The organism is Armatimonas sp. (assembly GCF_043757465.1).
Taxonomy (GTDB): Bacteria; Armatimonadota; Armatimonadia; order Armatimonadales; family Armatimonadaceae; genus Armatimonas.
In genome coordinates, this window is the sequence record NZ_JAYVPL010000099.1 from 1 (window position 1) to 20,194 (window position 20,194).

Below are 20,194 nucleotides of genomic sequence, written 5' to 3' on the forward strand. Positions count from 1 at the left end.
TTACAGCCTTCAATCTGGCTCGTTATTTCAACCTCGTCTTAGGACGTGATCTGGCTGAGGTCGCTCGATATGCCGTCTGAGAAATTAGCACACCCCGTCCTACTTGTAGGACTACTTCAGGATCAGGAGAACTCCGCCTGCAAGCTTCTCCACCGTCTCGCCATCTCTCCAGTGCGCCTACACACGGAGCTTTTATCGCTTCTTCCTCCAGGTCCGGGCCGAACGAAGGCGGATATGTTGCTAACGCGGCGTGGAAAAACCATAGTGGATCTTGCCTATGAGGAAGCGGTGTACCTAGGCAACAACTATATTGGGACGGAACACCTCTTGCTTGGCCTCATTCGTGAAGGAAATAGACTGTCTGGGCAGGTTTTACAAGCACTCCTGGTCACTCGGAATCAAGTGCATAACGAAGCGCGGCAGCTCCAGGCAATTGCTTCTCAGAGACAGACGTGAGGGTGCCGCGCTGGCGAAAGATCGCGCTGTGTCTTTGCCTCTTTCTCGTCACGGGTTCGTTTGGTTTTCTTCAGCCGTTCACCGCGCCGTACTACGCCGCATCGGGGTTGGATAAGGCGAAGATCGGACTTCTGACGGGACTTGGGACGGCGATTGCCGTTTTGATCCAGCCGCTCTTTGGCAGACTCTCGGATCGGCTGGATGCCCGACGGCCTCTTATGGTGGCGGCGGGCTTGTTGGCAGGCGTAGCCTATCTGCTTTTTCGCGTCGCCGACAGCTTCTGGGCGTTTCTGCTCCTCACCGCACTGGGGGGCAACGGTCTTCAGTACTTGAATACCGTCGGTGGCGTGCTGGTTGGCCGAATGGCCCGTGCGGGCGGCGGCGGGGCGGCGTACGCAAAGTACCGGGTATGGGGCAGCGTCGGCTATATCTGCATTGGCGTCACCACGGGATTTTTGCTCCCCGCTCATCCCGGCATGAGCCGCGCCGACCTTGCGCCCGTCTTTACCTACGGCCCGCTGCTTTTTTTCCTCATCGCCGCTGTCTCACTCGCCGTCCCTGATGGGAAACTGCTGAAGACGGAGTCGTCGCCTTCGCTTCAGGCTAAGCAGATTCCCCAGATGGGGCCAGTTCCCCGACAACAGACACAGCTTAAGCACTTCTTTTTTGCCTATTTCCTCTACCAGTTCGCGCTCTACGGGGCATCGTCGTATCTGTCGCTCTTCATGAAGTCGCTGGGAGCCGCGCCGCGTCAGATCTCACTGATGTTTGCCGCCGGGGTCTTGTGCGAAGTTCTGGTGATGAGCCAGGTGGGCAAGTGGACCGACCAGAACGGACGAAAGCCCGCTCTGGTACTGGCCTTCTGCCTGATGCCGGTGCGCCTGCTGCTCTACACGCTCGCCACCAGCCCGGCCACTGTCATGGCCATCCAGGCACTGCACGGGCTGAACTATGGCATCGTCGGGACACTAGCGGTTGTCTATGTCAACGACTGCGTGACCGATGCACAGCGTGGCACCGCGCTGGCGATGATGACAGCGACCTCAGGCATTGCTCTCTCGCTCTCCCCACCGCTCTGTGGTTGGCTCGCCGAGCGCTACGGTTTCGGGACGATGTTTGTCGCCATGAGCGTTGTCGGAGTGCTCGGGGCGCTCTTTCTCTTCCTTCGTGTTCCCGAGAGTAACCCACCCACACCTAAAGTCAGCTGAAATAGAGGCAATAAGCGTTTTTGGGAAGTCGCCCTCGTCGCCCTCGCCTTTGCCCCCGCGTGGGCACAGAAGCCGCCACAGCCCGCCGCGTTCCGACACAGGTGCAGCCAACTATGTCATGGTCTGGACGAGGCGCTGACGAAGCCCTAGAAGGCTCCCTGAACAACCTGGCCGACGGCGCGGAGCTGGTAGACCCCGCCCGAGCTGTCTCGGAAGTCAACCACCACATCGGTGCTGGCACCAACGGTCCATTCGGGGCCGCCACGGACCACCGCCCCAAACGATGTTTCATCACTACGAATCTCGACCACAGTAGAAGTCCAGACCTCGTCACCACTGGCCACTGTCACCCGCTCGGCACGTAGCCCACCAGGCACGGCGGCGCTGTCGTCGGTCTTGATGGTAATGGAGACGATAATGCCATTGGGCACCGTCTCCCCCACCATCGGCATCAAGTCCCGCCAGACATGTGTCTCGCCTTTCAGCGTTTTTCCACTCACTCCGAGGCTCAGGGGCACCGCCCGAAGCTGCGCCGCCGTCGGCAGGTTGAGCTGAGGTGTCGTTGTTCCTGTTGAAGAGCAGCCTGCCACGAGCGCCAGAGCGCCCACAAAAAATAGATTTCGTCGCATAGTTTCTTTGATCCTTACCGCTCACTATACCTTCACAGTGCTATCGCGGGATATGCCCCCGCCGCTACCAGCTCTGCCAACGGGTGGTCGTCTATGGTAAGAGGCAGGTCAATGCGCCCCCGCCGCCGCGCCGACTCGTAGCAAGCGTAGATAATCTCAGTGGTCACCAGCGCATTGCTCACATCGCACAGAGGCTTTGTGCCGTCTTCCAGTGCGTTCACCAGATCCACCACATTGTCGTGATTTGCGAAGCCCCCATGCAAGCCGCCCTCGGTCTCAGGGCCGGTACGTTCTTCCAAGGCGCTGCCTTTGCGAAGGCGAATATGGGGTACCGTATTGTGAAGCTCCAGCGTCCCTTCGGTTCCAATAGCCTTGATCGCGCAGCCCACGGCTTTCTCCGCCGTTTCGCCGGTGCAGAGCAGACCATGAACCCCATTTCCGTAGCCAATCAGGCACATACCGTCGGTATCATGTGTAACCCCATACACCGCGTTTGGTCTGCGGTAGTCCACTTGCCCCATCACCCAGAGCGGCGCGGCCTCGCCGTTGAGCATCTGGAACATATTGAGCCAGTGGGTCCCCCAGTCCAGCATATTCGAGCAGCTCCCCTCCAGCCGGGTCAGCTCCCCAATCGCCCCCTCGGTGATCAGTCGCTTAGCCGTCTGGAACGCGGGCAGGTGGCGGCGCTGGTGATTGAACGTCAGTTGGACGCCCCGCTCGGCACAGACCGCCGCCATTCGCCGCGCCTCTCCAAATGTCCCCGCCATCGGCTTCTCGCAGTGAATGGCTCTCACGCCTGACTCGGCGGCAGCGATGACCATCTCCGCATGCAGGTGCGGCCAGGTGGCAATCGAGACGATGTCAGGTTTCTCGGTGGCGAGCATCTCTTTGTAGTCCGTGTACTGCCGCGCTTTGCCGGCACAAAGATCGGTGTTAAAGGCAGCCATGCTGGCCTCTTTAAGATCCGCGAGCGCAACAATCTCGCACTTGCCGGACTTGGCATACCCAGGCGCATGGGCACGGCTCATCCCAAACCCGGTCGAACCTTCGGTTTTCCACGGCAGGCCGGTGCCGATAATGGCGACTTTGAACATACTCAAATTGTACCCGCCCACAGAACGTGGGCGTCAGTAAGCCTTCGGCTAAGAAATCGCTCCGCGATTGGGAATATTTTTATAGTTTTTTGTAAGATTTGCGGGTTGCCAGTCGTTATGGGGGTGATGAAAGATTCTGAAAATACCTGTCGGCGATTTCGGCGCAATAAAGTCGAGGTGGCTCTTCACTTTGTTTGGAGTACCCATGAGCACCTGCCGTTACTAACCGAGGAGTTGGAGCGGCCTGTCTACCGCTGCATCCAGGCGGAAGCGAAAGCGTTGGGGTGTGAAGTTCTTGCGATTGGTGGAATGCCAGATCATGTGCATCTTATTGTCGCGTTCCACACAACGGTTTCTATCGCGATGCTCATGAAGCAAGTAAAGGGAGTCTCGTCGGCACTAGCCAGCGACTTACTAAACCATGCGAGCTTCTTCGGTTGGGACGATGGCTATGCAGTGTTCTCGATGAGTGCCAAACACTGTGAAGTTGCCATCGCCTATGTGAAGCGCCAAAAAGAGCATCACGGAGAAAACAAAACCTGGGCTTTGTGGGAAGAAACAGGAATCGAGTTTACACCGAGTCATCCGCCCACAGGACGTGGGCGTCAGTAAGCCTTCGGCTAAGAAATCGCTCCGCGATTGCGGGCAATTGCTTTGCCAATCGCGGAGCGATTTTGCGGCGCTTGCGCCTACTGACGCCCACGTTCTGTGGGCGGATGAACTCACCTACAACCGCTCGGCTCCGATTCCCGTAAGTGCTTTTCGGATATTTGCTAGGGTTGCATCAATCTCCTCGCCGGTGAGCGTCCGATCCGGCGCACGGAGGGTAAAGCGAAGCGTCAGAGAGCGCTTGCCCTCGCCTAGCTTGCTCGCGTCCTCAAAGACATCCGCGAGACGGAGTGACTCCAACAATGGCCCAGCGCTCTCGCGCACCACTTGCTCGATCTGAGCGTAGGGAACTATTTTGCCAAAGACAGGGGCGACATCACGGACAGCGGAGGCGAACTCGGGGAGCGCCGAGAACCCGACCGTGGTCTCTTGAGCGAGTGCCGCAAGGGCTTCCCCGTCCAGCCCGAAGACGCAGGTGCGCTTGGGAAGATCATTAGCCTCGATCACCGTCGTCGAAAGTTCGCCGACCATGCCGATATTCTGACCGTTGACCAAAACGCTAGCCGTGCGGTAGGGATGGGTAAACGGCGAGGTGTCCGCCCCATACTCAGCAACAATCCCAAGTCCGGCGAGTAGGTTCTCGACGATTCCTTTGGCGAAGTAGAAGTCCGCTGGGTAGCTATCGCCTTTCAGCGCCCACAGATTGGGGTTGCCCGAGCCTGCGACCAGCCCAGAGACTCGCAGTGGCTCGGCCCCAGGTTTGTACACACTAGCGACCTCGAAGATCGCAATGTCGCGGATGCCCTCACGAGTGGCACGCTGGGCGATCCCAATGTGATTGGGCACGAGCGAGGTGCGAAGCTGACTATACTCGGGGGCCATCGGATTTCGCAGAAGCAACGCTCCTGGGCCGCCGTCGGCGACCAGCGAGTGGGTAATAACTTCCTGGAGCCCTTGCGCCACCAGTGCGTTTTTGAGGCGCATGATAAACGCGGCGCGCGGCGAGTCCTGCCCGCGCTGCCCGATCTGCCAGGCGATTTTTTCGGGGATATTGGCGTAGCCTAGCGCGATTCGTCCGACTTCCTCGGCGATATCGTCCTCAATGGTCAGATCGGGCCGCCACGCGGGGATCAGGCAGTCCAGCGCCCCCGCCGACTGTTCCACTTCCAGCCCGAGGCGCGTGAGCGCCGCAATGGCCGCGTCGCGGTCTACGTCCACGCCGAGCAGTGCGCGAACACGGTCCAGCCGTGCGAGAAACCGCCGCTTGGGAATCGGCTGTGCCACAGTCTCCGAAACTCCGACGAGCTCGCCGCCACAGTGCTCGATAATGAGCTGCGTAGCGCGGTCGCCCGCCAGTGCCACTAAGTTCGGATCAACGTATCTTTCGAACCGATAGCTCGCCTCGCTCCGCACGACTTTCTTGGCGGTGCGCCGAACAGAGAACGGATCAAAATGTGCCGTTTCAAGTAGCACATTAGTCGTCGTAGACGTTATTTCGGTATCCTTGCCCCCCATGATCCCGGCAATTGAAATCGCACGTTGGTTATCACAAATGCAGAGCGTCCCAGCAGGCAGCTCGTGCTCCGTTCCATCCAGTGTCACCAGCTTCTCACCGACCCGGCTTTGCCGCACGACAATCTCGCCGTTCGGAATCGTGTCCAGATCAAAGGCATGCAGCGGCTGGCCGAGTTCTAGCATCACATAATTTGTGATATCGGCGACATTATTGATCATCCGGTAGCGGTCGCCCAGCGCGGCGGTCAGGCGATCTTGAATCCACTGCGGGGTCGGGCCGATCTTGACATTCTTGATCACGGTCGCACGAAACCGGTGGCAGTTGGCGGTGTCGGCGATCTGGATTTTTACCCCCCCTGCCCCCGCGTTTTTGCCTCCCCCCTGCCCCCCTCCGGCTCCGCGAAGAGGGGTGAGTTTTTTATTCGGGTAGATGGCGGCGAGCTCTCGCGCGGTGCCGTAGACACTGGCCCAGTCGCCGCGATTGGGAGTGATCTTGGTGTACCAGACTTTCCCGAACGCCGTCTCCAGCGTCTCCTCAACCTCCAGCCCCGCCATTGTCAGCGCCTCGGCAACGGCTTCTTGCTCGCTCTCGGAAACGGTGATGTAGTCATTTAGCCAACTCAGTGGAATTCTCATATTAGAACTGCCCTAAAAATCTCAGGTCGTTGTCGAGGAAAAGGCGCAGATCTTTGACCCCGTAGCGGATCATCGGCATACGATCTAGCCCGAGGCCAAAGGCCCAGCCGGTGTACTTTTCCGTGTCGTAGCCCGCGCGCTTTAGGATATTGGGGTGGATCAGCCCCGCGCCGCCCAGCTCCAGCCAGCGGTTGTTCCACCAGACCGCGACTTCGACGCCCGGTTCGACGAAGGGGAAGAAATCGGGGCGGAACCTTACGATAGCATCGGGGCCGAAGAGGCCACGGGCGATCTCGGCGAGAACTCCTTTGAGATCCGCGAGCGAGATTCCCTCAGCAATGGAAAAGCCATCAATCTGGTGGAACGTATGCGAATGGGTCTCGTCCATCGCGTCGCGGCGGAAGCAGCGGCCCATGGTCGCCATACGAAACGGAGCCTCCGGGGCGTTGGTAAGAGTGCGACCCTGGAGCGAGCCCGTGCTGTGCGTGCGCAGGAGCCACGCGCCGGGCTGCCCTGAGGCGGCTCCCCCCTCGACATAGAACGTATCTTGTTCGTCCATTGCGGGGTGATCCTGCGGGTAGTTCAGCCAGTCGAAGTTGAATAAATAGTCCTCGACATCGGGGCCGTCCACAAACGTGAATCCCAGCCCGAGAAATACCTGCTTGACATCGGCGAACGTGCGGGTGAGCGGGTGCAAGCGCCCCAGGACGCGGCTGCGACCAGGCAGCGTGACATCAATCGCCTCGGCTTGCTCACGAATCGTAAGCTCGGCGGCAGCGAGATCGGCCTTGCGCTCGGCGAGCGCGGTCTCAACCCGCGCTTTAGCCTCGTTTAGTGCCTGACCAAAGAGTGGCTTCTGATCGGCGGGCAGGCTGCCGAGCTGGCGCATCATCCCGGTGAGTTTGCCGTTTCGGCGGCCCAGATAGGCAATATCAGCCTCGTCCAGCGTGGCAGTGGCCCCCGCCGCAGCAATCGCCGCCAGCGCCTCCGCCTCAATTTGTTTTAGTTCGTCGGTCATGTTCCTATTATCCCCCCCGTTGGACGGGGGATGAGGGGTTGGTGTAAAAAAAGCCCGTGGCGGATGCCACGGGCTTTTTGTCTTGTTCCACAGGCGGGATTAGCCCGCGAGACCCACCTGCTTGATGAGGGTGGTAAACGCTGCGGGATCGTTGATCGCCATGTCCGAGAGAACCTTGCGATCCAGGGAGATCTCCGCCTTGCCCAGCGCATGAATAAACGCGGAGTAGGTCGTTCCCCCATTGCGGCAGGCCGCACTCATACGGGCGATCCACAGGCGACGGAAATCACGCTTCTTGACACGACGGTCACGGTACGCATAGTTTCCGGCCTTGGCGACAGCCTCATTGGCTGTCTGGAATACATTTTTGCGAGAGCTGAAATAACCCTTCGCTTGCTTGATGATCTTATTGTGGCGCTTCTTTGTCATCACGCCACGTTTGACTCTAGGCATCTTACTCTTTCCTTATCGGGCGCGGCTCTTGCTGCCGCTGTTTCTTCCCGTGTACCAACCCGGCGCTTTTTGTGAGCGTCTCTCCGGACGGTGAGGGTCTACGATTTAGAAGTTGGCTCCGTAGGGAAGCTGGCGACCCAACGCCTTAGCCTTACCCGGATCCAGCACGGACTCGGCATACAAACGGCGAAGGCACTGAGGGCTCTTTTTCACCATCGAGTGGTGCCGTTTGCTGTGCCGGTGCATCAGCTTACCCGTGCCGGTGCCATGAAATCGCTTGACTGCGCTCTTGTGGCTCTTCATCTTCGGCATGATTGATTTTTCTCCCGACGCAGTATCACTGCGCCAAGGGGGGATTATATCACGCACAAAGTAAGGCGGCAACTCTATTGCGAATTACAGAGCAGGCCGATAATCTCCACTGTGAGTAGGAATAATCGTCTTCGAGGCTTTTCCTTAACGGAAGTATTGCTGAGCATGGTTCTTTTAGTGGCAATGGGAATCATGGTGGCTATTACCTTGAGTGCGTCGGCTCACTCCAATCATCAGGCGGGTGGTTTTCTTGTGGCAAGAACTCTGGTTGCCAACAAACTGAGTAAAATTCAGGCTGTGGGCTACACGGCGCTCAATGGTCCAGGCCTAGGTCAGAGCGGCGCAGGTATCGTGGATGGAACGCCCAAGACTCCGACCAGTCTCGAAAATGCGCAGGGCGCCGTCAGTGCAACCTTTGAGTTCACCCAATCCAATCAGCTCAGCCAGTACTTTCCGGGTACTTCCGCTTCGGCACCATGTGGCAGTATCTACATGGCCCCCTATCTTCCCTCAAAACGAACGGTTGGTGGGAACGATACCTATCCCCTTGTCCGGGTGACCGCCGAAGTGAGGTGGAAGGATAGCGCAGGGCTCGCACATAGCTACTCAGAAACGACTCTCATTCCCCGGAGCCCCCTGTGAGCAATGTAAGCAAGCCGCGAAAGTACACACGGGCGCACTCCATGCTAGAGCTTCTCGTCGCCACCGTCATTGCGACACTGGTTATCGTCGGGTCCCTCCTCTTGTTTCTTGGTGGGGTGCGGCTCTCCTTAGGGATGCAGGCCACGAGTCACTCCCTTCGAACCGGCTCGTCGGGGACGGATCGGATGCGCCAACGACTAGAGGAAGCCACCGCCGTGCAGCTCCCCGACGATGCCGATCCTCTCGTCGTGTGGCCGGCCACACGCCTGGGAAAACCCGACAAGTACCAGTCGAGCCAGGGAGGACAAACCCTCAATACAGCAGTATTCATCAGCCTGACGAACACACGGAACATGATTTTCCAGACCTCTGCCAAACAAACTCAGTCGGTAGCAATCACAAGTCGCCGAACACAAACCCGAGGGATGCTCCTCTACAGAGGCGATCCCGGCGGCATACCAGCTCCGAGCAACGGACGGTTTCTCTGGCAGTGGCTGTATGAAAATGGTGCTGTTGTCAGCAAAATACCTCTCTATCGCAAGCTTGCCCCAAATGGGAATGCTGTCTCGTTTCGCCGAGGAATGCAAAGCGGCAGCATGCTACTTTACCGCGTTCTTCTTGTGGAAAAAGACTCGTACAACAACGAACGCTCCGCTCTGGGAGCGGCTTCGGGCACGACACAGGAAACATCAGACTCGGCAGTTACCTTACTGAACAACGATGGTACGCCTCTGCCAGACATGGCACTGCCAAGTCAAGGAGTACACCCATGAAGGTGAGAGTTCGGCTTTCACAACGACGCCCCGAGCGCGGCATGGCGCTCCTAGGAATCATGGTGATCCTCTTCTTTATACTGGGGATTATCTTGCTAGGAACTTTGGGGCGCACCAGTGCGGTGAGTGCCAACGCCGATGCGTCCTTGCAGCAGATCGCACTCCAAGCTGATTCTCAGACGGCACACAACCTCGCCGAGACCGGTGTGCGGATTACCTACTCCTGGATGCTGGAGCAGGATAGTATCAATGGGGTGAATCTCCCTTTTGCGCCCTCGGAAGTCGGCAGTGATTTTTATGGAGCTTCTCTGGAACAAGGCTACAATGTGATCCGCCTCAGCCAAGCCCCTACAGCAGGGGAAAGCCCGTCGGGGCAAGCCAAGCTGAGTCTGCTCAGAGTTCGGATCTATCCGGGCACCGACCCCACGACAGGCCAGAAAGTCTTCGCGATCCAGTGTGTGGGAGAGTGCGGTGGGAGTACCTATTCCAGCCGCCTCGTGGTTCGCCCCAAAGGTTTTGCAGAGTACGGTATCTTCTACGATGAACCGCTCGACGGCTTTGTGTGGATGGCCGGGATGCATATATTCACAGGCCCCGTTCATCTGAACATGCGCCTTCCCGGCACGGATACAGTAAGCCTCGCTGCCAAACACACGATCGTCTGGAATACAACGAACCTCCTCTTCACCCATCCCGACACGAACTACTTCACCTGTGCGGGAGCGCCTTCCCAGATCCAGTGGATGAAAGGCCTGCTAACCAAACAAGAGCCCGCGCTTAGTGACTGGCAGTTCATTGCGACTTCGGGCACGGCCCCTAAGTTCAATGCTCCCTTAATTCCGTTCCCGACTAATACAAGCTCACTGCAGGAGGACGCTCTCGGGGGAGCCACCGCGCCCACCACACCAGGCCTGCTGGTTCCCTCGGCGGGTAGCGCAACCATTGGTGGTATCTTTGTTGCGGGTTCCGTGACACAGCTAACGCTCCGCACATCCGGTATAGACAATGTCAATCAGGTGCTGACGTTTTACCAAACCAGCGGCACCACTGCCTTGCGTACCGTCGTCACGATAAACCACCTCACCAACCAGACACTTGTGGAGCGCTACACAACACCTCAATCAAAAACGGAATCCCTCACGGCTACCGACAGCTACACAGGAGTCACCAACGGCCTTGTCTATGTGAATGGCGACATAGGGGACCCGGCAACCCAGACGGGCGGGCTCGCGGGGGCTGTCGCCAACAATGTCAGCGCAGACTCCGTGAGCCGCCTCACGATTGCCACCCCCGGAAACCGGCGCACCCAAATTAATGGGGGGATTGTCTACCAGCGCCTCGCCTCGGGAAATGCGAGTAATTTGCAATCCAGCGCCACGCAGGCGGACCCCCTCTGCGGCGTCTTTGGCCTGATCACCGGACGTATGTGGGTAATCGAAAACGACCAGAGTAAAATACACATTGATGACATCACCATCCACGCCGCTCTCTTTGCTCTAGACTCATCTGGGGGGAAACCCAGTGTCGGCTGTACAAACTACACCACGCGCAAAGGGGGAATCTACCGCCACCTGGGAGCCATGATCATTAAAAAAGACGGGCCTTTTGGGCAGTTCACCTACGACTCCACAACGGGAGAGCTGTTAAGTCAGTTTGGTTTCAATCGCAAGCGTATTTACGATACCCGCCTCACGGAGCTTGCTCCCGCGTTCTTTCCCCTGGCAGCACGAACCTACAAAGTGGTCTCCTACCAGAGCGGTGTGACGGCCCTGCCGTAGCATCGGGAACATTTCGTTTAACTTTGCCGTACAAAGTGAGATGAACCGTGCTGCGCTTCTTGCGTTCTTTCTTGCGGGTGGACTCGGTGCCGCGCTGGTGCACTTTGACGAGGCAACTCTGCTTGCCCGCCTCACCGCGACCACCAGTATTCTCTTTGTCGTGCTGTTGGCCTTGCTGCTACTCACTGCCGTGCTCCGCCGCCTGCCCCGGCCCGTGCTCTTGCCTCTGGGATTCATTGCGGCGCTGATCGGTCTGCGGGCGATCTATCTGGCACTGCGGTTTCACTGGCTGACGGGTGGCGTGGCTTTTTTGGGAGTTCTGCTAGTGGTTGCGCTGCTCTGGAACGCTCGGTTGCGCTGGCCGACGCTATCCCGGCGGACAGGTGTGGCGCTGGCGGCTTGCTGTGGCCTCGGGCTGGTCGTCCAAGCGGGCACTTTCCCCCCACGCGAGCTGCTCCCCACTGTCCGGCGCTGGAAGCGCGAGCCGCGAACCAGAACGCCGCTGAGTCTTCTGAGCCATACGGGCCTCCTAGGCGGTCTGGTGCTGCTCGGTGCGGGTGGCCTACTCAGCCTGCGCCCGGCTCAGTTGGAACACCGGTAGCGACGGAATCGCTCCGCGGTGAGAGGCTCCCAGCGCGACCACTCATGAAGCGGGTTGGTCTCCTGGTCAAGATGAAGCGCAGCACGGCGGAGCACATCACGGGCGGAGAGGAGCCGCGAGGGGATATCCGTCAGCTCCAGGAGCGCCTGCTTATCCTCATTGGCAATTGGTAGCACGCACGCAGCCGTAAAAGAGAGAAGCTCTGGGGCATCAGGAAGACGAAACCCCGCGACGCGTTTACCGGCACGGGCGAGCTGGCGGGTGAGATAGTCCTTGAGGGCATCCTTGACGGACTCGACCAGCGGCTCCCAGTCTCCCTCGGCAGCGGGCTCATCGTGGACATACTCGATCAGACCGCTGCGATACGGATGATTGTCGTGGGTATCGAGTAGCCGAAAGCGCTCCGTCCCGACCACCTCCACACGAAACCGGCCATCCGGCAAGGGCTCCGACTCCACAATCCGCGCGAGACACCCTACCTGAGCGGTCTCGACCGTCTTCGTGGCTTCGTCGTTGCTGGTCATCAAGACAATGCCAAAGGGGAGATTTTCCTTCAGGCAGCGCTGGATCATCAGACGGTAGCGCACTTCAAAAATGTGCAGCGGCACGACCATCTGTGGAAAAAGAACCAGGTCCAGCGGAAAGAGCGGAACCTCAGCGATACGCCCCCCGTGTTGCGATTCCATAACAGATTATATCGCGGTAAAATAGCGAAGCAAATCCAGCACGGCGGAGCCGGGGAAGAGAGGAGAAATCATGAGTGCAGTAACGATTGACTTCATTCCAGAGCGACTGAAGTTGCGCCTAGAATCCACACCAGATGATATGGAGAAGGCAAGGAGGCTTTTGCTGCTTGCCTTTGATGAAGCTGAAGACCAAGATCAACAGCAAGGCGAGGAAGACTTCCAGCTCACAACTGAAGACATAGAATCACTTCGAAGAGGCGCTGCCGACATTGACGCTGGGCGAGTTCATGAGGGCGCTGCTCATGTCGTTGAGATGAGAGAATTCATCCGTCAACGGCAACAGGCGCGTGGAAAAGCAGTATGAGCTTTCCGCTCTCATTGGAAGCCTCCGATGAGGTGAGAGAGCTAATTCTTAGCATACTGGACAAGTTCTCTGACGAGACTGCGCTACGCTTCACAGATGCTTATGAGCAGTGCCTGGCAGACCTTTGTAGGCGCATTCCAGCAGCCATCGAACAAGGTTTCCCTCCAACTCATGACGAACCAGCCTCACTTGCTCTGTCGCGCCCCACCTACAGAGCAAAATTCGAGACGACAAAAAGGCGCTCGCGTTTCTCTTCGGTCGGTGTCTGGTATGTCTTCTTTTGGCTCATTGACGGCGATGGAGATCGAATTCCCGAGACCCTAAAAGTGGTTTCTATCCGGCATGGAAGCGCTCCCTCTCTGTGGGAGGAGAACCAGCAATCATGATACCCATTCTTGCCACGCCGGTTGCTCTGATTGTGCAGGAGCAGCCTCAGCCTCCAGTCCCGCCGCTTGCTTTCCCCGGAAGTATCATCTGGAACTCCGAGACACGGGGCCCGCTGCTTATCGTCCTACCGGGCGATGAAAAATCTCTCCAGCCGGTTAACTTTGGCTCACTCACGGGCTTTGCTCCTAAACAGCGCACGGAGCTACTCTGGGAAAAGCTGCCCACCTCGGATTTGTACTCCAGCCTGGGCGATCCCGAAAAGTTTGGGATTCTCCAGGCGAGCCTCAGTGCGCAGCAGTGGGGAAAACTGTGTGGCCACGCCGGGCTAGGGCTCACGGATCTGGGCCGAGACCAGCGCACGCTCTTTCTCGCGCTTCTGCCCGCGCCCCTGACGCTCAGTCGTGGGACAGAAGTGGTGCAGATTAAAGACCCGGAGCGCTCGCGCACCCGCATGCGTCTCTCGCGCAAGTTTACGTATCACTTTACCAACAGCAACGGTGTCTCTATCGCTTTGGGCACGGGGGAGGCCGAGGCACCTCGCTGGACACTGGGCCAGCCCCCCACGGTCTCCCTGTATACCGCGGTTTTACCGAGTCCCTACCGGCGAATGGATCGTTTATCATTAGTGACGTGCAGAGCTCGGCCCTGACAGAGCTCTCGTTTGTCACCACTCTGACGGACATCCCAGGGGTTACCGTAGCAGGGGGGCTGGGTCAACAGCTCCGGTTTCTCAACAATAACAGCAGCTTGGGGGGGAGCTTTGGCGCAAAATTTACCGAGGCGCACAATAATAGTGCAAAGCCTGGCCAGCTCGATTTTGCCGCCGCTGTGCTGGATGCACGTGTCTCACTGATTGGTGCTCAGACCGTAGGGGAGCTGGTCACGCGCTGCGCCGAGGCGACAAAGCAAGAGCTGTTCTGCGACCCGCGCTATGCCCGTCGCCCGCTTCATCTGCGCGGGACGAGTGCCCGTGCGGGGGATATTTCCCAGGCACTGGCACGCTGCCTAACCGGGACGTGGCGCAAAGTCGGGCTGGGCTTCGTCCTCACCGACGACCTAGTCCCACTGGCGATCCGTATGGGCCACATCCACGACTGGCTGAGCGCGGCGCAGACCCAGCTTGACCAGGCGCGTGAGGGAACCGGAGCGGCAGGCACAATGCAGGCCGCGTTTCTCCGGTGGAGCGACGACGACCCGAATCGCCCTGATGCCGCCCTGGCGGAGCGGCTCACACGCCAGAGTAAAGACGGGCAACCCGGCCCCTTGGCAGTACGGATGGGCGAGCTCTCCCCCACGCTGCGGGCACAAGTGGACAAGCAGATCGCCACGTACCAGAACAACAACAACGGCGACCCGAACCGTGCCCCCCTCAACACCGAGAAGATTCTCTATTCCCCCCAAACCGAGCTGGAGCTGCTCGTTCCTGGCTACGATCCCATTCCCGTGCACGCTCGCGATCGCGATTCAAAGCGGGGGTGAGGCACAGCTCGCGGTCACTGCGGCAAAAGCCCAGGGATTTACAGCGCTCTGGGTTCAAATCGGGCTGGACGACGCGAGGATTTTGGCAGCAGCGGTGGAGGCAGGCGAGGCTACGGGTCTGCCCGTTCACGCCCTCGTGCGGCCCCTGCGTGTGTCCGTGGGAACTGAGCTGACAGTAGAAACAAAGCGCTCCCTGATTTACCTGCGCCCTGATGCTCTGGAGAGCCAGGCCACTGTCCTGCCGCGCCTCAAAGCACTCGCCGCAACGCCCGGGCTGGCCGGACTGATCCTCACCGACCTCTACCCCACCGGCTACCAGCGCGATGGGGCGAACTGGAAGGAGCTTCTGGGCTACAGCGAGAACCTGCGCCTCGCCTGCCTGCGCCAGCAAGGTGCTGACCCCGTGGACCTCACCGATGCCCAGCTTACAAGTGATCCGTTCCGATTCCCCTCACAGACCCTAAGTCTAAGTTTTAGCTTTAATCGCGTCTCCACATCCACTTCGGAGTGGTACGGCCCCTCGCGTGGACTCTGGGAGCCGTTCTATCGGGTACGCCAAGACGCAGCCGATGCCTTCGCCGACAGCCTGCTCGCCGCGCTAAAGGCAACATCTCCCGGCTTCCTGCTCACCCGCCTGAGCCGCGATACCCGCAGTTTCTCCCCCACTCAGCGCCGCCTAGTCGTGCCCAATGGCATATCCCTCGCCCCGCTCCGCACGTTTCTGATGGAGTGGAACCGGCTCGCTACCGAGAAAAAACGGCCCGAGAGCATCGTCTTCGATGCCTCCGACCGCTCCCTCAGCGAGGCACTCGCCGTTCTCAATAAGCTACCTCTCCCCTAGCCCACCGTGCGCCCAGAGTGAGCTAATGTCCTCGCCGCGTGCCTCGCGCTCGGCGAGGTCTTTCAGGAACGTGAGGAAGCTGATCTTGGGAGTCCAGCCGAGCACACTGGCCGCCTCACTCATGTCGTGCTGCTCGATGCGCTCGGGGAAGGTGATCTCGTACTTTGCGATCAGCGCCCCACTTCCCGGCACCTGCGCCTCGCACCAAGCCAGCCCATGCGTCTTGAAATCCCCTCCCACTTCGGCGGGCATCCCGTGGTTCGTGTGGATTACGGAGCGCAATACCCCAAAGCCGCCTTCCAGTCCGCGCTCAATAGACGCCACATTCGATGCCGCCACATCCCGCACATCCACGCCGTTACGCAGCAGCTTCTCTCCAAACGCCAGATAGGGCTTGGGCACGAAGTCATGGTAGCGCAACAGCGAGATCGGCTTGCCAGTTCGGTGGTGCCACGTCCGGCACAGATCCTCACCAATTACCTTGGTGACCGAGTAGACCCCGCCGTGCCCGTAGGCCATCGAGGACGCATACGCGACTGTCTTGACGCCAAACTTCACGCACGCCTCTAGAACATAAAACGTCCCGTCCACATTCACCGCAAAGATCGTCGCATCGCTCACGGGAGGAACATGGGCGCAGTGCCACGCCGCCAGGTGCACCACCGCGTCGCAACCCACCACCGCCGCCTCCACATCCTGCGGCGAGCGCGTGTCGCAGCGCATAAACTCAACGCCCTTAAAAATCGCATCTTTGGGTGGCGCACCCACATCCGCCATCCGCACGCCGTAGCCCGCCGCCAGCAGCTGCCGCACCGTCTCACGCCCCGCCACACCCGCCGCCCCGGTCACTAATACTTTTGTCATGACTGTACCTTACAGTATTTTAGCGCTGGAGTCCCTATTCCTCAGAGGCTTCTTCCTCTTCTTCCCAGAGTGGGCGGGACGCGGCATGGTGCACTCCGAGAAGCTGGAGGGTATCGGCGATTCCATCTGCATCTTGATCACGCAGCTCGTACAGCACAAACCAGACGCCGCTGCTACTTCGTCTCCGACGCGTTTTCCCGGTCTGGAAGCGATGGCGATAGATCGCTCGTGAGTAGGCCAGGGAGGCTTGCTCATCGGGGTGAAAAGGCGTTTTATCCGAGATTTGCTGGGCAACATGTTGACAGAGCGCTGTTAGTTCCCGCTCCAGTGCAGCGGTGAATCGCAGATCTACCTCGGAGCCAAATCCTTTGAGCCAGCCACGTGTCGAGCGAATCTGCCGTCTTGCTTCGTCCGTAACGGATAAGGCGAGAGATTTTGGTGCTCTCATGAAGCGCGAAGTTCGGCGAAGAAGGCTTCGCCGGAGATCACCCGCCCTGCATCCGCATCCGCAAGGCTTCGCCCGAGTGCCTTTAGCTCCGCGGGTGTCAGGGGACGATCTACTTCGGAATCATCTATGAGTGAGGCGAGCGCTTCCAGGGCTATGTCTAGTGCTTCTGTCGGCGAGATGCCTCGTGCAGCGGCATACTCCAGCAAGCGTCTCTCGGTTTCGGGCTTTTCGATAGTCAGTGTCATGGTGTTACTTTACAGTATTTTCTTGAGGTAGCGCCCCGTATGACTTTGCTCACATTTTGCGATGTCCTCGGGGGTGCCAGTGGCGACGATGATCCCGCCGCCGTCGCCGCCTTCGGGGCCGAGGTCGAGCACCCAGTCGGCGCACTTGATGACATCGAGGTTGTGCTCGATCACCAAGACCGTGGCTCCGGCGTCTACCAGGCGCTGGAGGAGGGCGAGGAGCTTTTCGATGTCGGCGAAGTGCAGGCCGGTGGTGGGCTCATCCAAAATATAGATCGTCGCGGCGTGGCTGCGCTTGGAGAGCTCGGTGGCGAGCTTGACGCGCTGTGCCTCGCCGCCGGAGAGCGTGGTGGCGGGCTGGCCGAGCTTGATGTAGTCCAAACCGACATCGGCGATGGTTTTGACTTTTCTTGCGATGCGCGGGACGGCCTCGAAGAACTCGACGGCCTCCCCCACGGACATGTTCAGGACATCGCTGATATTCTTGCCCTTGTAGGTCACTTGCAGCGTCTCCCGGCTGTAGCGCGCGCCCTTGCAGATCTCGCACGGGACATAAACATCGGGCAGAAAATGCATCTCGATCTTGAGGATACCGTCGCCCTGGCACGCCTCACAGCGCCCGCCTTTCACGTTGAAGGAGAAGCGCCCCGGGCCGTAGCCGCGCATTTTTGCCTCGGGTGTGGCGGCGAAGAGGTCACGGATGAGGTCAAACGTGCCCGTATAGGTTGCGGGGTTGGAGCGCGGCGTGCGTCCAATTGGGGACTGGTCAATGTCAATCACTTTCTCCAGAAACTCAATCCCGTTGATCCCCGTGTGCGGCGAGGGCACCATGTGCGAGCGGTAGATCTCGTTCATCAGGCGTGGATAGAGCGTGTCCTGAATCAGCGTGGACTTGCCGGAGCCCGAGACACCCGTAATCACGGTCATTGTGCCCAGCGGAATCTGCGCCGTGACGTTTTTCAGGTTGTTGCCCCGCGCTCCGACAATGGTCAGAAAGCGCCCGTCACCCTTGCGCCGCTCAACAGGCATCGAAATTTTTTTGCGCCCCGAGAGATACGCGCCCGTAATGGAGTCCGGCGACTCTTTCACCAAAGCAGGCGGGCCTTGCGCGACCACATAGCCGCCATGAATCCCTGCGCCAGGCCCGATGTCAATCAGCCAGTCGGCGGCCTCCATCGTCTCCTCATCGTGCTCAACGACTAAAATAGTGTTGCCTAAGTCGCGCAGGCGGATCAGGGTCTCAATTAATCGGGAGTTGTCGCGCTGGTGCAGGCCGATGCTGGGTTCGTCTAAGATATACAGAACGCCCATCAGGCCAGAGCCGATCTGAGTGGCGAGGCGAATGCGCTGCGCCTCGCCGCCCGAGAGCGAGCCCGCTGCGCGGTCAAGAGTCAGGTAGCCGAGGCCGACGTTCTTCAGAAAGCCCAGCCGCGCCCCGATCTCTTTTAAGATCTGCCGGGCGATAAGTTGCTCCCGCGCCGTGAGTGTCAAACTCTCGACAAAGGCGACGGCGGCGGCAATCGAGTACGCCGTGATCTCGGAGATGTTCTTGCCACCGAATAAAACCCCCAAGGCGGCGGGCTTGAGGCGCTGGCCCTTGCACGCGGGGCACGGGTTGATACGCCGGTACTGCTCTAAGTCCTGCTTGATGTAGTCCGAAGTTGTTTCCGTCCAGTGGCGCTCCATGATGGCGATGACGCCGGGAAAGTCCGTGTCGAAGTGCCGCGTGCGCCCAAAACGGTTCTTGGACTCCATCGTGACGTTGCCCTTGATGCCCTTAAAGAGCGGCTCAAGCTGCGCGTCGGTGAGGTTCTTAACCGGTGTCTCCATCGTGAAGCCGAGTTTTTTGGCGACGGCAGCAAAGAGCGCGGTACGTCCCTCACTCATGATCTCCTTCCCGGATTTATAAACAAAATACTTAATCGCGCCCTGACCAATACTCATCTCGCGGTCGGGGGCGATCAGCTCAGGGTCGAACTCAGACTGCGTACCGAGGCCGTGGCAGGTCTCGCAGGCACCAAACGGGGAGTTAAATGAGAAGGTGCGTGGCTCGATCTCGGGCAGCGAGATGCCACAGGCCGTGCACGCGAAGTTCTCGGAGAAAAGCTGCTCCTCGCCCCCGACTATTTCTACCCCGACCAAGCCTTTGGAGCGCTTCAGCGCCGTCTCCACCGAATCGGCGACGCGTTTCTCGACGCCGGGCTTGACCACAATACGATCCACGACGATATCAATATCGTGCTGCTTGTAGCGGTCGAGTGCCGGGACGCTCTCAATATCATAAACTGTGCCATCCACTCGAACACGCGCGAAGCCCTCTTTTTTAAGCTCCTCCAGCTCCTTCTTGTACTCGCCCTTACGGCCCCGGATAATCGGCGCAAGCACTTGCAGGCGCGTGCCTTCGTCCATAGCCATCACTACATCCACGATCTGGCTGGGCTGCTGCTGAGTCACGGGTTTGCCACACTTAGGGCAGTGCGGCGTCCCGACCCGCGCGAAGAGCAGGCGCAGATAATCGTAGATCTCGGTGACCGTGCCGACCGTGGAGCGTGGGTTCTTCGATGTGCTCTTCTGGTCAATCGAGACGGCAGGCGAGAGGCCATCAATCTGGTCCACATCGGGCTTGTCCATCTGCCCGAGAAACTGCCGCGCATACGCCGAGAGCGACTCAACATAGCGCCGCTGCCCCTCAGCAAAGAGTGTGTCAAAAGCGAGAGAAGATTTCCCGGAGCCCGAGAGCCCCGTGATCACGACTAGCTGGTCGCGCGGGATGTCAATATCGAAGTTCTTAAGGTTGTTCTGGCGAGCGCCACGAACGATGATATGCGAGTGTAGGGAAGAGGACGAACGAGTGTTCACCCGCTGATTTTACCACACCTCAGTCCAGTTTTTCCTGAAGTAGCTTGAGAAGGTTGGGCAGAGCGAGGGAGGAGAGGTTCAGGAGTTCTGCCGCCGGGCGGGTAGAGCGCCGCAGGAGCACGTTCATTGCCGGATCCAGCCCTAAGAGCCGCCAGCTTGGAGAAGTGGGCGTTTGCGAGGTGCTCCGCTCACGACGAGGCGCGTCAGGCAGGTGCTTGCCCGCTCGCCACTCCACAAACCAGGGCGTGAGCTGGTAGTGCCAGCCCTGCTCTTGCCACAGGTGTGCCCGCTCCAAAA

General features: G+C 59.2%; 24 protein-coding genes. 12 read left to right on the forward strand and 12 right to left on the reverse strand.

What is annotated here, in order from left to right; all coding sequences use genetic code 11:
• Positions 1-69: 69 nt before the first annotated feature.
• Together ACH2ED_RS12870 and ACH2ED_RS12875 are read left to right on the forward strand one after the other, a co-directional pair.
• Positions 70-456: a Clp protease N-terminal domain-containing protein gene (locus ACH2ED_RS12870; protein ID WP_395091622.1), complete on the forward strand. Its 387-nt coding sequence runs from the start codon at positions 70-72 to the stop codon at positions 454-456.
• A gap of 2 nt (positions 457-458) precedes the next feature.
• A complete protein-coding gene (locus ACH2ED_RS12875) occupies positions 459-1,664 on the forward strand; it encodes an MFS transporter (RefSeq protein WP_395091625.1) in 1,206 nt (401 codons plus the stop codon).
• 146 nt (positions 1,665-1,810) lie between these two features.
• On the opposite strand, the gene ACH2ED_RS12880 is transcribed toward ACH2ED_RS12875, so the two are convergent.
• Complete coding sequence (locus ACH2ED_RS12880) at positions 1,811-2,293, reverse strand: hypothetical protein (RefSeq protein ID WP_395091628.1); 483 nt, start codon at positions 2,291-2,293, stop codon at positions 1,811-1,813.
• Positions 2,294-2,325: 32 nt separating this feature from the next.
• Positions 2,326-3,387, reverse strand: coding sequence for a Gfo/Idh/MocA family protein (locus tag ACH2ED_RS12885; protein ID WP_395091630.1), 1,062 nt, complete (start codon positions 3,385-3,387; stop codon positions 2,326-2,328).
• Positions 3,388-3,513: 126 nt separating this feature from the next.
• Here ACH2ED_RS12885 and tnpA point away from each other — a divergent pair, with 126 nt between their 5' ends.
• Positions 3,514-3,999, forward strand: a complete 486-nt coding sequence (gene tnpA / locus ACH2ED_RS12890) for an IS200/IS605 family transposase (RefSeq protein ID WP_395091633.1) — start codon at positions 3,514-3,516, stop codon at positions 3,997-3,999.
• 114 nt (positions 4,000-4,113) lie between these two features.
• Here the strand turns inward: tnpA and pheT are convergent, their stop codons facing one another.
• The 4 genes from pheT to rpmI form a co-directional block, all read right to left on the reverse strand.
• Positions 4,114-6,147, reverse strand: coding sequence for a phenylalanine--tRNA ligase subunit beta (gene pheT, locus ACH2ED_RS12895; RefSeq protein ID WP_395091635.1), 2,034 nt, complete (start codon positions 6,145-6,147; stop codon positions 4,114-4,116).
• A gap of 1 nt (position 6,148) precedes the next feature.
• Entirely contained in the window at positions 6,149-7,165 is a 1,017-nt protein-coding gene (pheS, locus tag ACH2ED_RS12900) for a phenylalanine--tRNA ligase subunit alpha (protein WP_395091638.1), read from the reverse strand.
• Between the two features lie 99 nt (positions 7,166-7,264).
• A complete protein-coding gene (gene rplT / locus ACH2ED_RS12905; protein ID WP_395091641.1) occupies positions 7,265-7,618 on the reverse strand; it encodes a 50S ribosomal protein L20 in 354 nt (117 codons plus the stop codon).
• A 105-nt stretch (positions 7,619-7,723) separates the two neighbouring features.
• Positions 7,724-7,930, reverse strand: a complete 207-nt coding sequence (gene rpmI, locus ACH2ED_RS12910) for a 50S ribosomal protein L35 (protein ID WP_309688878.1) — start codon at positions 7,928-7,930, stop codon at positions 7,724-7,726.
• 111 nt (positions 7,931-8,041) lie between these two features.
• On the opposite strand from rpmI, the gene ACH2ED_RS12915 reads away from it, so the two are divergent.
• Genes ACH2ED_RS12915 through ACH2ED_RS12930 form a run of 4 tightly spaced genes read left to right on the forward strand, consistent with a single transcriptional unit; the run spans position 8,042 to position 11,724 of the window.
• The gene (locus ACH2ED_RS12915; RefSeq protein WP_395091644.1) at positions 8,042-8,572 is read left to right on the forward strand and encodes a hypothetical protein; all 531 of its coding nucleotides are present in this window, start codon (positions 8,042-8,044) and stop codon (positions 8,570-8,572) included.
• Positions 8,569-9,345: a hypothetical protein gene (locus ACH2ED_RS12920; RefSeq protein WP_395091647.1), complete on the forward strand. Its 777-nt coding sequence runs from the start codon at positions 8,569-8,571 to the stop codon at positions 9,343-9,345. The genes ACH2ED_RS12915 and ACH2ED_RS12920 overlap by 4 nt, the downstream gene beginning before the upstream one ends.
• The gene (locus ACH2ED_RS12925) at positions 9,342-11,123 is read left to right on the forward strand and encodes a hypothetical protein (protein ID WP_395091649.1); all 1,782 of its coding nucleotides are present in this window, start codon (positions 9,342-9,344) and stop codon (positions 11,121-11,123) included. Before ACH2ED_RS12920 ends, ACH2ED_RS12925 begins: the two co-directional genes overlap by 4 nt.
• Positions 11,124-11,163: 40 nt before the next feature.
• Positions 11,164-11,724: a hypothetical protein gene (locus ACH2ED_RS12930; RefSeq protein ID WP_395091651.1), complete on the forward strand. Its 561-nt coding sequence runs from the start codon at positions 11,164-11,166 to the stop codon at positions 11,722-11,724.
• On the opposite strand, the gene ACH2ED_RS12935 is transcribed toward ACH2ED_RS12930, so the two are convergent.
• Entirely contained in the window at positions 11,706-12,410 is a 705-nt protein-coding gene (locus ACH2ED_RS12935; RefSeq protein WP_395091654.1) for an LON peptidase substrate-binding domain-containing protein, read from the reverse strand. The two genes, ACH2ED_RS12930 and ACH2ED_RS12935, sit on opposite strands and share 19 nt — an antisense overlap.
• Positions 12,411-12,480: 70 nt before the next feature.
• On the opposite strand from ACH2ED_RS12935, the gene ACH2ED_RS12940 reads away from it, so the two are divergent.
• The 5 genes from ACH2ED_RS12940 (at position 12,481) to ACH2ED_RS12960 (ending at position 15,481) form a co-directional block, all read left to right on the forward strand.
• Positions 12,481-12,774 (forward strand): hypothetical protein, encoded by a 294-nt coding sequence (locus ACH2ED_RS12940; protein ID WP_395091657.1) that lies wholly within the window; start codon positions 12,481-12,483, stop codon positions 12,772-12,774.
• The gene (locus ACH2ED_RS12945) at positions 12,771-13,160 is read left to right on the forward strand and encodes a hypothetical protein (RefSeq protein ID WP_395091660.1); all 390 of its coding nucleotides are present in this window, start codon (positions 12,771-12,773) and stop codon (positions 13,158-13,160) included. The genes ACH2ED_RS12940 and ACH2ED_RS12945 overlap by 4 nt, the downstream gene beginning before the upstream one ends.
• On the forward strand, positions 13,157-13,810 hold the full coding sequence (locus tag ACH2ED_RS12950; RefSeq protein WP_395091661.1) for a hypothetical protein: 654 nt from the start codon (positions 13,157-13,159) through the stop codon (positions 13,808-13,810). The genes ACH2ED_RS12945 and ACH2ED_RS12950 overlap by 4 nt, the downstream gene beginning before the upstream one ends.
• Entirely contained in the window at positions 13,792-14,640 is an 849-nt protein-coding gene (locus ACH2ED_RS12955; RefSeq protein WP_395091664.1) for a hypothetical protein, read from the forward strand. Before ACH2ED_RS12950 ends, ACH2ED_RS12955 begins: the two co-directional genes overlap by 19 nt.
• An 82-nt stretch (positions 14,641-14,722) precedes the next feature.
• Positions 14,723-15,481 (forward strand): hypothetical protein, encoded by a 759-nt coding sequence (locus tag ACH2ED_RS12960; RefSeq protein ID WP_395091667.1) that lies wholly within the window; start codon positions 14,723-14,725, stop codon positions 15,479-15,481.
• Here ACH2ED_RS12960 and ACH2ED_RS12965 read toward each other — a convergent pair.
• From ACH2ED_RS12965 to ACH2ED_RS12985, 5 genes are all read right to left on the reverse strand, one after another.
• Entirely contained in the window at positions 15,467-16,345 is an 879-nt protein-coding gene (locus ACH2ED_RS12965) for an NAD-dependent epimerase/dehydratase family protein (RefSeq protein WP_395091670.1), read from the reverse strand. The genes ACH2ED_RS12960 and ACH2ED_RS12965 overlap by 15 nt on opposite strands.
• Before the next feature lie 34 nt (positions 16,346-16,379).
• Positions 16,380-16,793 carry a hypothetical protein gene (locus ACH2ED_RS12970; protein ID WP_395091673.1) on the reverse strand — a complete coding sequence of 138 codons (414 nt, stop codon included), beginning with the start codon at positions 16,791-16,793 and terminating at the stop codon, positions 16,380-16,382.
• Positions 16,790-17,038 carry a hypothetical protein gene (locus ACH2ED_RS12975; protein ID WP_395091675.1) on the reverse strand — a complete coding sequence of 83 codons (249 nt, stop codon included), beginning with the start codon at positions 17,036-17,038 and terminating at the stop codon, positions 16,790-16,792. Before ACH2ED_RS12975 ends, ACH2ED_RS12970 begins: the two co-directional genes overlap by 4 nt.
• A gap of 9 nt (positions 17,039-17,047) precedes the next feature.
• Positions 17,048-19,897, reverse strand: a complete 2,850-nt coding sequence (gene uvrA, locus ACH2ED_RS12980; protein WP_395091677.1) for an excinuclease ABC subunit UvrA — start codon at positions 19,895-19,897, stop codon at positions 17,048-17,050.
• A 19-nt stretch (positions 19,898-19,916) separates the two neighbouring features.
• The coding region (locus ACH2ED_RS12985) for a hypothetical protein (RefSeq protein WP_395091680.1) at positions 19,917-20,194 on the reverse strand (278 nt) is incomplete at its 5' end.